Below are 14,991 nucleotides of genomic sequence, written 5' to 3'. Positions count from 1 at the left end.
TTTTGTATGTTATAAAGCAAAAATAAAACGAAATCGTGACAGGTATAGTTTTATTTCCTAAAATATACGGTCTGTCGTACGAATAATCCGGCCTATGACTAAAAGTCGTTACGTAGCTAATTTTCTCTAACTTTTACATCATTTGTCTGTTTATCAGGCAATGAAAATGCAACGGATTTTTGGTTTATTAACCTGCTTTACACTACTATTTCTGGCCATTGGTTGTAAAAAAGTGAAACCGCAGCCCCCGAAGGCAGAAGGTTTCGACCCGGCCATTCCCGATCAGATCTCGTATCTGGCCGGGCCAATATCATTTCGCCTGTCTGAACTGGAAAAAAAAATAAATGAATCGCTGGACCCTGTACTGATCAGTCAGGAGTCGAAGAAAGGGAAAAAGGGCGGTTTGCTGCCGTTACGTGTCGAACGCATGGGGTCGGTAAAGATCAGGTATGTCGGTGAGCGCGTGAGCTTTTCGGCCCCGATACAGGTGTGGCTGATTAATCCGCTGAAGTCCGAACAAAAGCAGACCGAAAAAGCCTTTTGCCAGCTGCACGTCAATTTTAACAGCACACTGGCCGTAACACCAAACTGGCGGTTGCTCACCAAAGCTAAATTTGCCGATTATCAATGGATCAAAAAACCAGGTATTAAGTTATTCGGTAAAGAAATTGAACTGACCAAATTGGCCGATGATCTACTGAAAAGCCAGCAGGCCCGCATCGAAAGTGCCATCGACTCAGCGGTGTATCAGGAACTCCGGCTCGACAAAATGGTGAAACCTATCTGGAAGGATTTACAAAAGCCCCTGCGCCTGAGCAAGGAGTACGGACTGTGGCTATTGCCCAAACCGATCAGCGTAGCAACGGCGACTATCCAGGGCGACAGCGAATCGATTACCATTCCGCTCCGGATTGCCTTCCGGACGCGAACCGCCCTTGGTGAACGCCCCGAAGTAGTCCCGGATTCGGTCTTACCAAACCTGCAAAAGCGCCCTGACGTACCGGAGCGCTCCGACCTGCACCTCATGAGTTTTGTCCGTTACGAAGCCCTCAATCAGCTGTTAGCCCAGACCTTACATAAGAAAAAATTTTCGCTGGCCAGCGGCATGCTGACTATTAAAGAAGCCTCGGTATACGGTGGTCAACAGGCAATTATTGTGAAAGCCGATGTGCGCGGCATGGTACGCGGAACGCTGTACTTCCGTGGCCGACCCGTATATGACACGCTGACCAATACCCTGCGGATCGAAAAACTCGGTTTCGACGTCAACACCGAGCAGGCGCTGGTGAGCAGTGCGGCCACACTCATTCATGACCACCTGCTCGACTCCCTGCAACACGTCCTCACCTTCCCGCTCCACGATCAGATTGAGGCTTTGCCGCGCAAGATTAGTCAAGCCTTTGAGCAATCAAACGCCGGCCAGAAAACCGATTTGACGATTCCATATTTCCGGTTTGTGCCCCAGCGCGTTGCTGTCCGCCCCGATGGCATTCAGACGCTGATTAACGTACAGTCGCGGGTGGAGGTAAGGGTGCAGGAGTTGTGAGGGGGGCAACAAAAAAAGGCTAATCAGTTGATTTTGAGATTTTTCGCTCTCAAACTGATTAGCCTAAATTGTAAGATTGTGCTCCCGAAGGGATTCGAACCCCTATCGATGGTACCGGAAACCATAATTCTATCCATTGAACTACGGGAGCAGTTTCCCTATTTGGGAGTGCAAATATACAAAAAAAATATATTTACAACAATTTCATCGTCTCATAATCGCCGACGTGCTGCAGGTACAGGAAGTTTAACAGCAACCCGTTTACGTTGTTGATCAGCTTGTGTGAGGCCGGCAAGGTCTCGACCGCCGTCGTAATCCGCTCAAACTCCGACTGATTGCCCATGTCGCGGTGATGGAACGCCATAATCTCCGCCCGCGTCAGTTCCTTCTCGATAAAGTAAAAATGCATGCCCTCGTCGCTGGTGCCGGTGCTTGGGAACCACAGCCGCGGGTTCAGGCGCGTGAGCTCGGCGGCGGTGGCCGTCAGACCGATTTCTTCACCCAGCTCGCGGGCCGCCACATCGGCCGCATCGTCGTCGGCATCCACCATACCGGCGGGGTGCTCATACGAATGCGAACCGTCGCAGATCCGCCGCTGCCGGACCAGCACCACAAACTTCTCCCGCGTCTCCTTGTCGATCAGCGCAACCAGTACCGATACCGCATGCCCCTTCAGAAATAAGGCAGGCGGAATTTTATCGCCCTCGGGGGTATCGGCGTCGATTTCAAGCATTGCAAACAGGACTTCGCCGTTGTGGCGGCGGCGGATATAAAAATCATCGATCTTGTTGATCGTCAACCCGTTTGCTTCGGCATTCTGCTTCCAGAAACGGAACTTTGGTGCGTCTTCCAGTTTTTCCATAAAAGTAGCGCGGAGGGTTACTCCGCGCCGTAAGAAAGTAAATAGATCGGGATACCTGTCGTTTATTTTTGCGTTAACCCCGTCGCGCCGTGGCCGACATACCGTTCGAAGAATTCATAAATCCGCAGAATCCGGTCGATCCGCTGGCGTACGTTGCCCGTGCGGCTCAGCTCGTGCGTGGCGCCCGGCATCCGGACATATTCCACCGGACGGCCCAGAATCTTCAGGCTCTTGTACAGCATTTCGCTTTGCGAAACGCCCGTCCGCAGGTCATTTTCGCCGTGTTTGATCAGCAGCGGCGTTTTGATCTTATCTACGAAGGTATACGGCGAGTTGGCATCCAGAATAGCCTGTGCACCGGCTACCCACGGATACGCGAAGTAGTTTGGCACCAGCCGCCAGGCGTTGGCCTCGCCCATAAACGTCGTCAGTTCATATACGCCCCGCTGCGCAAAAGCAGCCTTAAACCGGTTATCGTGCCCAACAATCCAGGCCGTCAGATAACCCGCATACGATCCGCCGGTGATCACCTGACGGCTGGTATCAACCCAGTTTTCCTTCGCCGCATCGGTCGCGGCAGCCAGCACATCTTCGGCGGGGCCAGTGCCCCAATCCTTAATGTTGGCACGCTGGAATGCAATACCATAGCCACCCGATCCGCGCGGATTAGCGTAGACAACGCCATAGCCCTGCGCACAGAAATATTGCAGCTCGTGCCACATCGATGCCTCACCCGGCCCCCACATGGCCGTCGGGCCGCCGTGCATCTGCAACAACAACGGATATTTCTGCTCACCCGCCGCCTGACCACCCGCCAGCGCCGCCGGTTTCATGATCCAGTACTCAACCGATTGCCCCAGCGAGTTTTTATAAATCCGTTTTTCGGGTTTGCTCAGTAGTTTTCCGTCTACCCAATCATTGTGGGTAGTCAGCTTCTGTGCGTTCTTAGCGACGGCATCGGCTACAAATAATTCCGACGGGTTGGCTACTTCCGTTTTAGCAAACACCACCTTTTCGCCCGATGCGTCGAAGCCGGTAACCCCGCTCTCAAAATCCGTCAGCTGGCTGATTTGTTTCGTCGCCGGATCAAGGCGGTACAGCGGCACCCCGCCGTTCGACGGAGCCGTGAAGTACAGCAGCAGCGTTGTGGCCTTTTTGCTCTTTCCGCTGGTTGTCGTTGCGCTGACCCATTTCAGGCCACCGGCTGCGCGGTCAAAGGTTACCAGATCCTTACCGGTGACCGACAGTCCGTTCAGCGTAGCCACACCCAGCTGACCGAAGTTTACGCCTTCCGACGGGCTGGTCAGGAACGCCAGCAAGCGGCCGTCGGGCGAGAGTTCGGGCGCCGAATAACTGCGTCCTTTTTCTTCGAGCAACACCGTCCGGCGGCCCGATCCGTCGATCGGCAGAGCAATGATGGCATTCGCATTCTCGCGGTCCGGATGCTGCAAGGTATCGCGGTCGGTCACGGCCAGGATGTTTTTCCCGTCGGGCATCCAGGTAGCGCCCTGAAACGAATAAAAGCCGTGGGTCAGTGCTTTGGCAAGTGCGCCATCCCGTACATCCGTGACATACAGGTGCGTAAACGACATATCGGGCTCGGTCGTAAACTCACCCTGAAAATTCAGCCGGTTGATCACCTTCGCCTTTTTATCCTCAACGTCCTTATTCAGATACGCACGGATTTCGGCCAGTGAGCCATCGGGATTTGGTTTGGTTTTTTTATCGGGTTTGATGTAGTCGTTGCTGGTAAAGCCCGGTTTTTCGAGCGACCACGCCGGTGTCCGTTTGCCGGGATTCAGGACCGAGTCGGCCAGCATCTGGGCGAAGGTCACGCCCGTTGAGAAAACGATCTTCGACCCGTCGGGCGACCACCGTGGATTCGAGGCTCCGTATTGGCTGTTGGTCAGCTGCCAGGCTTCGCCGCCATCCAGCGGCATCACAAAAATCTGAGACTTGCCCCGGACAGTCCGGGCAAAAGCAAGTGACTTGCCATCGGGTGACCACACCGCCCCGCGAACGCTTTCCGCACCACGGGTCAGTGCTTTGGCCGTGCCGGGTTTCAGGTCTGTAACGTAGAGATGGGTTTTGTATTCGTATTCGTCCCGCTGGTCGGGGTTGGGTTCGATGGTCGTCAGCGTATAAATCGCCTGCTGACCGTTCGGGGCTACCTGAATGCCCCCGACTTGCTTAATGCGGGTTAAATCCGTCGCCACGATTTTCTGTTTGGTTTGCGCATAGGCCACCTGAACCGTTAGAGCGACGATCACAAAGGTTTGTTTCAGCATGTTGATCGGGTCTTGAAGGACGAAAATACGAAACAATCTCCTTTTATGCTGACAGGATTTCAGGATGCACAGGATGTTAACACCTATCGCTGTTAATCCTATAATCATATCAATCCTGTCGCGCTGAGCAGAGGCAGATAACGCTCCTGAATAACGTGTCCGTGGTGAATCGGATGGCCGGCGAGGATAAAACCAATCGCTGCCACCGAGACGCTTTTGTTAAAACAGATCCCCGTCCGCAGCAGCATTTCCTCATCAAAGCTGTTGAAGAGAGCGATGCTCGCCTGACGCACCACGGCAAATTCATCGAGCAAGTCTTCCAGGTGGCGCGTCGTAGCATGCGCCGAGGTACTGAACAGATCTTCGTCAAAACCGGGCAGTATCGTCTGATCATTGCGGGCAAACCGGAGTGCGCGGTAGCTCATAATGCGTTCCGTGTCAATCAGGTGCTGTACGATGTCTTTCATCGTCCATTTGCCCGGCGCGTAGATCGAGTCACCCAGCGCGGTCAGCGTTTCGGCAGGGACAATTTTTTCGAAGCGGTCAAAGGCCGACAGGGCGTCCAGGAGTTCGATATCGGCCACGCGGTTGATGTAGCGGTCGAAGAACTCGGGCATGAAGGGGATTTCGGAGCGTTTCATTGGATCAGGTTCATCAGTTACAGCCCCGAAGCTATAAAAAAAGGACAAGCCTTTCGACTTGTCCTTCCGAAAAACGGCAGTTTGGGCCGCTTTTATATGGTATTAGCTGACAACCGCTTCGGCAAGCACCAACACTTTGTTGCGCAATACTTCAACCACACCACCATCAACGGTAAATGTTTGTTGGCCAGAGGCTGTCTGAATCGTAACCGGTCCGCGGGCCAGTGTGCTTACCAGAGGAGCGTGGTCGTTCAGTACCTGAAACTGACCTTCGCTACCCGGAAAGGTAACGGCCGTTGCCTCTCCCGAGAATACTTTCCGGTCAGGCGTTATGATTTCGAGCGTCATATCGTATAAATGAGGAATGGATAATGAACTATGTAGTCTGGATGATTAACCGTGTCTGCACACCCATTATCCATTTGTATTATTGTCCGGCTTCTTTCATCAGACGCTCACCTTTAGCAGCGGCGTCTTCGATTGTACCAACAAGGTTGAAAGCAGCTTCCGGCAGGTGATCCCACTTACCGTCGATGATTTCGTTGAACCCTTTGATGGTATCTTCGATTGGTACCAGTACGCCTTTCAGACCGGTAAACTGCTCGGCAACGTGGAACGGCTGCGACAGGAAGCGCTGTACACGACGCGCCCGCGATACGATCAGTTTGTCTTCTTCCGACAATTCTTCCAGACCAAGGATAGCGATGATATCCTGCAGTTCTTTGTAGCGCTGCAGAATCAGTTTTACCCGCTGAGCGGTGTCATAGTGCTCATCACCAACAACCTCAGCCGTCAGAATCCGTGATGTTGAGTCCAGCGGATCCACCGCAGGGTAGATACCCAGCTCGGAAATTTTCCGGCTCAATACGGTTGTGGCGTCAAGGTGGGCAAACGTTGTTGCCGGCGCAGGGTCAGTCAAGTCATCGGCAGGTACGTAAACGGCCTGTACGGATGTGATTGAACCACGCTTGGTTGATGTAATACGCTCCTGCATGGCACCCATTTCCGTAGCCAGTGTTGGCTGGTAACCTACGGCGGATGGCATACGGCCTAAGAGAGCGGATACTTCAGAACCTGCCTGTGTAAAGCGGAAGATGTTGTCGATAAAGAACAGGATATCACGACCCTGACCGGTACCGTCGCCATCGCGGAAGTGCTCGGCAATGGTCAGACCCGACAGGGCTACCCGTGCACGGGCTCCCGGAGGTTCGTTCATCTGACCGAAGATAAACGTTGCCTGGCTTTGCTCCAGCTGACCCATGTCTACTTTCGACAAGTCCCAGCCGCCTTCTTCCATGGAATGTTTAAACTCTTCGCCGTACTTGATGATACCGGCTTCGATCATCTCGCGCAACAGGTCATTTCCTTCGCGGGTACGCTCACCCACACCGGCAAATACCGACAGACCGGCATACGCTTTCGCGATATTGTTGATCAGCTCCTGAATCAATACGGTTTTACCCACACCGGCACCACCGAACAGACCAATCTTACCACCTTTTGCATACGGTTCGAGCAAGTCAATTACCTTGATACCGGTAAACAGTACTTCGGTTGACGTAGCAAGATCTTCAAATTTAGGAGCCGCACGGTGAATCGACATACCCCCTGTGCTCTTTGGCTGAGGAATACCGTCAATCGCTTCACCGACGACGTTGAACAGACGACCTTTGATGCCTTCGCCTGTTGGCATTTTAATCTGGCCACCAAGGTCAATTACATCCATGCCCCGACGCAAACCTTCGGTAGAGTCCATGGCGATTGCCCGCACACGATCTTCACCCAGGTGTTGCTGGCATTCCAGTATAACTTTCTGGCCGTTTTCTTTAGTTACTTCGAGGGCGTCCAGGATGGCCGGAATCCGTGAGCCTTCGCCCTCGAAACTCACGTCTACTACCGGACCGATCACCTGTGTAATCTTGCCCTTATTGACTGCCGTTGCCGTAATCATTGGATTATCAATAGGTGTAAAAGAAGTTGCTTGTATTTCAGGACGCAAAATTAGAAGAAAATCAGCGGAAAGGCAACGATCATTTTAATCAAATATTATTGACTAACAAGCAAAACCGTTTTTCTGACAAGCTTTTGGCCAAAAATCTGACCCAAACCGCGATTTGCAGAGATTTGTACAAAAGTAAGTCGCTCAATTTTTGAGCACTACGCCGGGACACTGGTTATTTTTTACTATATACACCCGTTCCTTCTTTGGTGACAGGGGCCGGAAAATTAGCGGCAGCGGTATCCCGCTCCGGCCTTTTCAATACCCGCAGGCCATTGTTCCGCCGGGAATTCCGCCCCGCCGGAACACTATCCTCCCTGTTCATTCGTTGCATATCTTTAGCATCCATTAATTTTGACACCGAAAACCAGCAGGCTCACTGACTGGTGCGTGCATATCGCTTCTTTTTCATTCATTCATGTCATTGCTCTTCTGGAAAACCTGGAGCCGGTCGTACCGGATACTATATCTACTGTCGCTGTTGCTGCTGCTGGCCGCTGTTGTTGCCTTTTGTTTAGTCTGGTGGCGGGGATTGGCGAACATGATCCGCTGGGATGTTCTCAGTGAACTGCTCGACCTGCCGGCAACGATTTATACCTTCAGCGACGGGCTGCTCGATTTTCCGGTCCGCGGAAAAACCTATGCCGTTTCCGAGCAGTTCGTGGCTTCGGCCATGACCATTGCGCCGTGGATGGCCACAGTGCTGCTTACGGGCGTCTGCATCGCCATGACCATGGTGCTGAGTGCCCTCACCCGCCTGCCCCGCCTGAAGTACTTTATCGGGATGGGTATTTTTCTGGTAGCCCTGTCTACCTTCCGGTTTGAGATGCTTGCCGTCCCGGGCTTCGACGGGCTGGGCGCCGACAGCCGCTACCTGTTTCTGGTCATCGCCTTTCTGCTCATTTCGCTCAGCTATTACTTTCATGCCTTCCGGCCCGATGTGCTGATGCCTGTCCGGCTGGCGGTCTTCGGCGGATTGATTGCTGCCATTGCCGGCGTACTGGGGTATTTTGCCCAAACGCCGTTTCCGGCCCTGACCACCATCAGCTATGGGATGCCGGCACTGCTGGTCCTGGCCATGGGCTTTATCTTTTTTATCAGTGCGGAGATTGTGGCGGGGCTGGTCTGGCTGACTTCGGCCAACTTTTCGGGGAATACCGACGTGGCCGAAAAACGAATCCTGGGTTTTAACAACCTGATCTACATTAGCCTGCTATACCTGGTCAACCTGCTGTTGATTGCCCTGCGCAACACCAAAGTTATCGACTGGGATCTCCTGGCGATCAGCCCGTTTGTGATTTACCTGCTGTCAGCCCTTGTCGGCATCTGGGGTTTCCGCCGGTTGACGGAACAACAAGCCTCCTTTTCCTTCGGCGAGTCGGGCGCCTTTCTGTATGCGGGTCTGGCCCTGCTAAGCACACTGACCATTGCCTACCTGTTCGGTACGGCCAACGACCCGTTGATTGAAGCCTTTGAAGACATCATCGTGTATAGCCATCTGGTAATGTGCGTACTCTTTCTGGTGTATGTCGGCATTAATTTTCTGCCCATCTATGAGCAGGGCCTGCCCGTTCACCGCGTGCTATACAAACCCAAACGGCTCGAATTGAGCCTGTTCCGGGTAATGGGGGTCTTTGCTGTATTTGCGATCATCGGACTACAGGACTTTTTCCCGTTCCGGCAATCGGTGGCGGGCTATTACAACGGCCTCGGCGATCTGTACATCGCTACCGGCGAGCTGGCGTCGGCCAGAGCCTTTTACCAGCAGGCCCTTGAGCATGAGTTCCAGAACCACAAATCGAATTACTCGATGGCCTCCCTCGCCGTTACTGACGAAGACCGGCCAACGGCGGCTTACTATTTCTCACAGGCGTTGCTGAAACAGCCAAGCCCGCAGGCCTATGCCAGTCTGAGCCAAACCTATTTGCAGAACAGCCTGTTTTTCGAAGCCGTTAAGATTCTGCAACGGGGTATAAAGGCATTTCCGCAAAGCGGGGAGCTCCGCAACAACCTCGGCTTTCTTTATGCCCGGACAAGCGTTGCCGATTCTGCGTATTTTTACTTTGATACCGCCACCAAAACCAGCAAGCAACCTGACGTGCCGAAATCAAACCTGCTGGCACTTTATGTCAAGAACCCGCAGGTGCTCGCGGCCGACTCCTCACTGGCCAATACCGAACCCATTACCTATGAATCGTATCAGGCCAACGCACTGGCCCTGCGCCTGGTGGCGCGCCGGGATACCAGTTTGCCGGAAGCTCCTGCCTGGCTTTCGGCCGGCCAAACCGATATGGGCTTAAGTGTCGGTCGGTTTGCCAGTCTGTACAATTATGCACTCAGTGCGGCAAGGCCCGTGCATAACCTGACCAACACCATCCGGAAAGCCCTTGAACGTCCCGATAATCAGGACTTCACGGATGATTTGCTGTTTGCCCGCGCCATGGCCGAATACCACAATCATCAGCCGCTGACGGCGTTCAGTCTGATCGGGCAGCTGGCCGAGGGAACGTCTGTCCGTAAGCCTAACGCCCTGAATTACCAGAGTATTCTGGGGCTGCTCATGATCGACCAGCAATTGTACCGGTCAGCCGCAGAACAGTTTCAGATGAATACCGACACGGTTTCGCTTTATTATCAGGCCATTGCCTACACCAAAGCCGGAGACCTGCCGCTGGCGCAGTCGCGGTGGGAAGCCGCCGCCCGCCGTGATTCAACCGTAACGGCCATCAAACAGGTATTGTATGACGAGCGCCCCCCCCAAACCGATATCGAACGCGCGTTCTATGTTGTCTATCGTACCGACGACCTCAACCGCGGCAAGCTTTGGGAACAGATCAGCACACCCGACCTCAAGGCCGTGGCCGGTAAAAGCCTGATTGACCGGTATATTGCCTCAAAACAGTGGTTCTATGCCCAGATGATTCTGAGCCAGTTACCCAAACCAGACCGGCTGGGAGCCTATGCACGGTCGGTTGAAAACGTGCTGGCACTGCGCCTGGCCGTGGCACGCCGGAACGGGAATGCCGCCATTGCGCTGGCCAAAGAACCCATGCTGCCTGACCATGCAGCCGACCGTGCCTTTTATCTGGCACAGGCCTATGTTCTGAAAAAGAATCCGGCACAGGCGCAGAACTGGTTCAACCAAGCACTGACGCTGGCTCCTCTCCGCGCCGATATCGTTACCGGCGTGGCCCGTTTCCGGAGTCAGCAAAAGCAGGTGCAATCGGCTTACAAGGCGTTAGTAGCGGCCCTGCCGTTCAACCGCGACCAGCCGGAGTTACTCAAGACCTACATTGATTTATGCCTGACCATGGGGCTTCGTGATTATGCAGCTACTGAACTCGCTCAGCTGCAGCAAACAACCACCCCCGCCGACTATCAGGCTTTTTTAGCGGCTTATCAGGAAAAGCTGGCATTAATCGAAAAGTCGAATGAGAAATTCGGTCAATAGGTTAGCTTTGCTGTCCATAACTGCCCGACGCAGCTGCGGTCCGTCCTTAAAAACCTAATACGACGTGAACATCATTGAAACCCACAACATTGCCAGACGCTACATCATGGGTAGCGAAATAGTTGATGCCTTGAAATCCATCACGATTTCGGTAAAAAAAGGAGAATACGTCGCCTTTATGGGGCCGTCGGGCTCCGGTAAATCGACACTGATGAATATTGTGGGGTGCCTCGATACACCGACCTCAGGCCAATACATACTGAACGGGCAGGATGTCAGCAACATGGGCGAAAACGCGCTGGCCGAGGTACGGAATAAAGAGATTGGCTTCGTCTTTCAGACGTTTAACCTGCTGCCCCGCCAGTCGTCGCTCGAAAACGTGGCGCTGCCCCTGATTTATGCAGGCTACAGCAAAGCCGATCGTACCGAGAAAGCCATGCAGGCGCTCAAAAACGTAGGACTCGAAAACCGCGCGCACCACAAACCCAACGAACTGTCGGGTGGTCAGCGCCAGCGGGTGGCCGTTGCCCGTGCCCTCGTCAACGACCCCAGCATCCTGCTGGCCGATGAACCGACCGGTAACCTCGATACGAAAACGTCGTACGAAATCATGGACCTGTTCGACCAGATTCACAGCAAGGGCAATACCGTGATCATGGTTACGCACGAAGAAGATATTGCCGAATATGCCCACCGCATCATCCGGCTCCGCGACGGTCTGATTGAAAGCGACCGCGTCAATACCAACATCCGCAAGGCAAGAGCCTTTATAAGCTCCCAGCCTGAACAGTAAACATCCTTTTCCGGTTGAATCCAGAGCCATCGGTTTGGCGTACATAAAATCAGACCGATGTTTTTTTATGAATTCAACACATGCTTCCTCCGTACGACACGCCCACGGTCCGGCTTATTTGCCGCCCTGGCTGAGTGTCGTATTTTTATTATTTGTTTCCTGTACACAAACGTCTTCTGATCCGATGGTTTCATCAACATCCCCCAATACCGCATATTCCTTCCTGTCTCTCGGTGATTCCTATACGATCGGCGAAAGCGTCGGCGAGGCCGACCGGTGGAGTGTTCAACTGGCGGGTTTACTCCGGAAAGGCGGGATGGATGTCGGTAATCCGGATATCATTGCCCGTACCGGCTGGACTACCAGTGAACTACAGGACGCGATCAAGGCTTCAGGCAACACGAAGACCTACGACCTGGTATCGCTGCTGATCGGGGTTAATAATCAGTATCGCGGTCAGTCGCTGGCCACCTACCGGACCGGGTTCCGCGAATTGCTGCAAACAGCCGTCCGGTATGCCAAAGGGAAACCCAACCGTGTTTTTGTGCTGTCGATCCCGGACTGGGGGCAATCGCCGTTTGCGGAAGGTCGTGACCGGCAAAAGGTAGGGGCCGAAATTGATGCCTTCAACGCCGTTGCGCAGGAAGAGTGCCGGGCGGCGGGCATTGCCTATGTCGACATTACCCCGCTGTCGCGGCAGTACGCAAAGGATACCAGTCATTTTGCGTCGGACGGACTGCATTATTCCGGCAAGCAGATGAAACTCTGGGCCGAACAGGCCCTGCCGGTTGTGAAGAAACTGTTACAATAGTTTTTTTGACATGATTAACGCTTGTCATGCTGAGCCTGCGAAGCATCTCATCGGATTTTTCTGGTAAAAGGCTACAGATGCTTCGCAGGCTCAGCATGACAAAAAGGAAATCGTTCTTTACACCGCAACCGCCACTTTTTTCGGGGTGCTGAATTTGATTTTGTAGTAACGGACGGTACGGCCAATCAGCATACCTCCGATCAGCGACGGAGCAATCCAGCCGGCCAGACCCAGCCAGGCCGGTACATGGTCACCGGCGATCCGGCCGATATTAACGACCACAAAGGCCGTGAATGCCGAAATATACGAACCACCCATGCGGGTAAAGTGCTGAAAAAACCAGTGCTGCGCTTCGGGTGTCTTACCAATCAGACGCACATCCTGGACGGCAAACGTCATCGTCAATACTCCGAAAAAGGTGAATAGCACACTCACCACCGAGAACGACTGCGACAACAGCCAGCCGCCAAACCCGATCATGCCGATACTGACGGCCAGCGTTACGAATGTCAGTACACGGTCACCGAAAGCGGGGCCGGTCTTTTTCTGTTTGGTGGCCCGCCAGCCCGTAAAACTCAGGTAAAAGCTAAACACAGCGATACCGGCCAGGAAAAGACGGAATAGTTTAAACGGCTGGAACACGCAGAGCAACACCGCTGACGCCGCCACCGCAATCATGCAGTACACGTAGAGCAGACCGGCACGGTTATGCAGGCGGCTACCCTTTTTGGCTAACATCGGAATCAGACCGGTTAAGAGCGCAATGGTACCGGCAGCAATATGGGTGATAAGCGAAAGTTTTATGAGCGTTTCCATCGTTTTTGTGTTTTCGAATTGATGGAACAAACGTAGCCGGTCTTTCTGATGGCCGCAAAAAAGAGGGCTGTTTAGCAACTTTTTGGGGTAATCGGGGCGATTTCGGGGGATTAGGGACGTTTGGCAACCTCTTTCAGCTCTGCAACAAGGGTATCGTTGTACTTCCGGGCCACCGGCACCTGGTACTCACCCGCCTGCAAATGGAGTTTATAGCCCTGTGCATTACCGGTTACCTTGACTACCTGATCCAGATTGACCACATACGACCGGTGACACCGTACAAACGGCGAATGGACCTGTTGCGGCAGCTGTCCCTCCATACGGCTCAGGCTACTCCGCAGCAGGACCTGGGCAGGCTGCCCCTGCCGCAGAAAATGCACGGTACAATAGTTATCGCTCGACTCGATAAACAGCAGCTCCGCCGGCAACAGAGTAAGGGTATCCTTTTCATTCTCGGCTACCAATGTCAGCGGCATTACGTCCGGGTGAGTCGGCGCTGTAGTGTCCGGCAGCGGGTGCTGCGGCGCTGGTTCATGAGGCGTAACCGGCAACTCAGCAGCAGCCTGGCTGTATTTCCGGAGCTGAACAATGTAATTAATCAGTACGGACCCTACTGTCGGAAAAATACCGATCAGGAGGGTAGCCAGCAGCATCCAGATGAAATTAGGCAGACTCGCGTGCTGGTCTGTCAGGTAAACCAGGTAAAACCGGTTTGCCAGGGCAATCAGCAGGATATTGAGCAGAATAAACAGAATTTCCTTCCAGACCGTCCACCGCTGTTCGGCAAAAACGGCCGGAAGTAATCTGGGCCAGATCGTAAAATGGATAAACGTCACCAGAAACGTGATCCCCCCGAATCCCAGTATTTTCAGCGCTTTGGCTTCGGTACGCCAGATGTTCATTCCAAACGGCTGAAACAACAGTAAAAACAACCCGACAAAACCACCGATGATGCCGGCCCGCAGCAGTTGGCGGCTGACCGGTAAATCAGAAGACGGGTATGGCTGGGTCAGTATCCGGAGCATTGTCTTGGTTATACACCCCGCCCTGCCAGCACGCTTTCAGCCCAGTGCAGGTCTTCGGGGGTTGTGATCTTTATATTTTCGTAAGTCCCTTCTACCAGCGTTATAGCATAACCGGCAAACTCCATCACACTGGCGCAATCGGTAAAAAACGGCTGTTCCTCTACAGTGAAGGCTTGCCGGAAGTCGCTCAGCCGGAAAGTCTGCGGGGTTTGCATTAACCGGTACTGGCTCCGGTCAACGGCCTTGCTGGTCCCATCGGGTTCGACAACCCGCACGGAGTCCTTTACCGCCACACAGGTTACGGCGCTGCCTTGTTCAGCGGCCGTATCAAAACCGGCACCAATCACGTCGGTCGTAATCATCGGCCGGACACCATCATGGACGGCAACCAGGCCTTCTTTGGCCGAGATTTTCTTCAGTCCGTTCCGAACCGACTGGAAACGGCTGGCTCCGCCGATCACCGTCTGAATCGGAGGATAAAAATTATGCTGATCGCAAAGCTCCGTCCAGCGGTTCATGTCGCGCGCGGGCAGCACAAGGATGATCCGGAGGTTAGGCGAGTAAGCTAAGAAGCGTTCAATGGTATGTTGCAGAATCGGCTTCCCGTTCAGGAGCAAAAACTGCTTGGGCACGTCGGATTTCATCCGGCTACCGCTGCCGCCGGCAACAATAATACAAAAAAGAGGCTGGTGACTAGTGGCTAGTGGCTGAGGATTCATTGGATTCTGAATTTCTCCGCAAACTAATCACTAATCACCA

At 53.5% G+C, this 14,991-nt stretch carries 13 protein-coding genes and 1 tRNA gene; 4 read left to right on the top strand and 10 right to left on the bottom strand.

Going from position 1 to position 14,991, the window contains the following annotated elements; translation table 11 throughout:
* The first annotated feature begins 166 nt into the window (after nt 1-166).
* Nucleotides 167-1,546, top strand: a complete 1,380-nt coding sequence (locus BLX24_RS04455) for a DUF4403 family protein (RefSeq protein WP_083421834.1) — start codon at nt 167-169, stop codon at nt 1,544-1,546.
* A 79-nt stretch (nt 1,547-1,625) separates the two neighbouring features.
* Here the strand turns inward: BLX24_RS04455 and BLX24_RS04450 are convergent.
* The 7 genes from BLX24_RS04450 to BLX24_RS32590 all read right to left on the bottom strand — a co-directional run bounded on the left by BLX24_RS04450 (nt 1,626) and on the right by BLX24_RS32590 (nt 7,670).
* A tRNA-Arg gene (locus BLX24_RS04450) sits at nt 1,626-1,697 on the bottom strand.
* 42 nt (nt 1,698-1,739) lie between these two features.
* Nucleotides 1,740-2,408, bottom strand: a complete 669-nt coding sequence (locus tag BLX24_RS04445) for an NUDIX domain-containing protein (RefSeq protein ID WP_071501897.1) — start codon at nt 2,406-2,408, stop codon at nt 1,740-1,742.
* A gap of 62 nt (nt 2,409-2,470) precedes the next feature.
* Nucleotides 2,471-4,696 (bottom strand): S9 family peptidase, encoded by a 2,226-nt coding sequence (locus tag BLX24_RS04440; RefSeq protein ID WP_071502299.1) that lies wholly within the window; start codon nt 4,694-4,696, stop codon nt 2,471-2,473.
* Between the two features lie 104 nt (nt 4,697-4,800).
* Nucleotides 4,801-5,337 carry a DinB family protein gene (locus tag BLX24_RS04435; RefSeq protein WP_071501896.1) on the bottom strand — a complete coding sequence of 179 codons (537 nt, stop codon included), beginning with the start codon at nt 5,335-5,337 and terminating at the stop codon, nt 4,801-4,803.
* Between the two features lie 102 nt (nt 5,338-5,439).
* Nucleotides 5,440-5,685 (bottom strand): ATP synthase F1 subunit epsilon, encoded by a 246-nt coding sequence (atpC, locus tag BLX24_RS04430; protein WP_071501895.1) that lies wholly within the window; start codon nt 5,683-5,685, stop codon nt 5,440-5,442.
* Nucleotides 5,686-5,764: 79 nt separating this feature from the next.
* Nucleotides 5,765-7,288 (bottom strand): F0F1 ATP synthase subunit beta, encoded by a 1,524-nt coding sequence (gene atpD, locus BLX24_RS04425; RefSeq protein WP_071501894.1) that lies wholly within the window; start codon nt 7,286-7,288, stop codon nt 5,765-5,767.
* 223 nt (nt 7,289-7,511) lie between these two features.
* Nucleotides 7,512-7,670: a hypothetical protein gene (locus tag BLX24_RS32590; RefSeq protein WP_218160677.1), complete on the bottom strand. Its 159-nt coding sequence runs from the start codon at nt 7,668-7,670 to the stop codon at nt 7,512-7,514.
* An 84-nt stretch (nt 7,671-7,754) separates the two neighbouring features.
* Between BLX24_RS32590 and BLX24_RS04420 the strand changes: the two genes are divergently transcribed.
* From BLX24_RS04420 to BLX24_RS04410, 3 genes are all read left to right on the top strand, one after another.
* On the top strand, nt 7,755-10,787 hold the full coding sequence (locus BLX24_RS04420) for a tetratricopeptide repeat protein (protein WP_071501893.1): 3,033 nt from the start codon (nt 7,755-7,757) through the stop codon (nt 10,785-10,787).
* Between the two features lie 64 nt (nt 10,788-10,851).
* Nucleotides 10,852-11,580: an ABC transporter ATP-binding protein gene (locus tag BLX24_RS04415; protein ID WP_071501892.1), complete on the top strand. Its 729-nt coding sequence runs from the start codon at nt 10,852-10,854 to the stop codon at nt 11,578-11,580.
* Between the two features lie 184 nt (nt 11,581-11,764).
* Nucleotides 11,765-12,391: an SGNH/GDSL hydrolase family protein gene (locus tag BLX24_RS04410; RefSeq protein WP_071501891.1), complete on the top strand. Its 627-nt coding sequence runs from the start codon at nt 11,765-11,767 to the stop codon at nt 12,389-12,391.
* A gap of 117 nt (nt 12,392-12,508) precedes the next feature.
* On the opposite strand, the gene BLX24_RS04405 is transcribed toward BLX24_RS04410, so the two are convergent.
* The 3 genes from BLX24_RS04405 to BLX24_RS04395 form a co-directional block, all read right to left on the bottom strand.
* Nucleotides 12,509-13,207: a DUF2306 domain-containing protein gene (locus BLX24_RS04405; RefSeq protein WP_071501890.1), complete on the bottom strand. Its 699-nt coding sequence runs from the start codon at nt 13,205-13,207 to the stop codon at nt 12,509-12,511.
* A 110-nt stretch (nt 13,208-13,317) separates the two neighbouring features.
* Entirely contained in the window at nt 13,318-14,232 is a 915-nt protein-coding gene (locus BLX24_RS04400; protein ID WP_071501889.1) for a LytTR family DNA-binding domain-containing protein, read from the bottom strand.
* Between the two features lie 8 nt (nt 14,233-14,240).
* Complete coding sequence (locus tag BLX24_RS04395) at nt 14,241-14,951, bottom strand: 2-C-methyl-D-erythritol 4-phosphate cytidylyltransferase (protein ID WP_071501888.1); 711 nt, start codon at nt 14,949-14,951, stop codon at nt 14,241-14,243.
* Between the last annotated feature and the right edge of the window lie 40 nt (nt 14,952-14,991).

Source organism: Arsenicibacter rosenii, from assembly GCF_001870735.1.
Lineage (GTDB): Bacteria > Bacteroidota > Bacteroidia > Cytophagales > Spirosomataceae > Arsenicibacter > Arsenicibacter rosenii.
This window is presented reverse-complemented; position numbering and strand designations above follow the sequence as displayed.

Excerpts from the sequence above, each read along its gene's own strand:
- atpD (WP_071501894.1), bottom strand. The coding sequence starts at position 7,288 with ATGATTACGGCAACGGCAGTCAATAAGGGCAAGATTACACAGGTGATC.
- atpC (WP_071501895.1), bottom strand. The coding sequence starts at position 5,685 with ATGACGCTCGAAATCATAACGCCTGACCGGAAAGTATTCTCGGGAGAG.
- BLX24_RS04405 (WP_071501890.1), bottom strand. The coding sequence starts at position 13,207 with ATGGAAACGCTCATAAAACTTTCGCTTATCACCCATATTGCTGCCGGT.
- BLX24_RS04455 (WP_083421834.1), top strand. The coding sequence starts at position 167 with ATGCAACGGATTTTTGGTTTATTAACCTGCTTTACACTACTATTTCTG.
- BLX24_RS04400 (WP_071501889.1), bottom strand. The coding sequence starts at position 14,232 with ATGCTCCGGATACTGACCCAGCCATACCCGTCTTCTGATTTACCGGTC.
- BLX24_RS04440 (WP_071502299.1), bottom strand. The coding sequence starts at position 4,696 with ATGCTGAAACAAACCTTTGTGATCGTCGCTCTAACGGTTCAGGTGGCC.
- BLX24_RS32590 (WP_218160677.1), bottom strand. The coding sequence starts at position 7,670 with ATGCAACGAATGAACAGGGAGGATAGTGTTCCGGCGGGGCGGAATTCC.
- BLX24_RS04435 (WP_071501896.1), bottom strand. The coding sequence starts at position 5,337 with ATGAAACGCTCCGAAATCCCCTTCATGCCCGAGTTCTTCGACCGCTAC.
- BLX24_RS04445 (WP_071501897.1), bottom strand. The coding sequence starts at position 2,408 with ATGGAAAAACTGGAAGACGCACCAAAGTTCCGTTTCTGGAAGCAGAAT.
- BLX24_RS04410 (WP_071501891.1), top strand. The coding sequence starts at position 11,765 with ATGGTTTCATCAACATCCCCCAATACCGCATATTCCTTCCTGTCTCTC.
- BLX24_RS04395 (WP_071501888.1), bottom strand. The coding sequence starts at position 14,951 with ATGAATCCTCAGCCACTAGCCACTAGTCACCAGCCTCTTTTTTGTATT.
- BLX24_RS04420 (WP_071501893.1), top strand. The coding sequence starts at position 7,755 with ATGTCATTGCTCTTCTGGAAAACCTGGAGCCGGTCGTACCGGATACTA.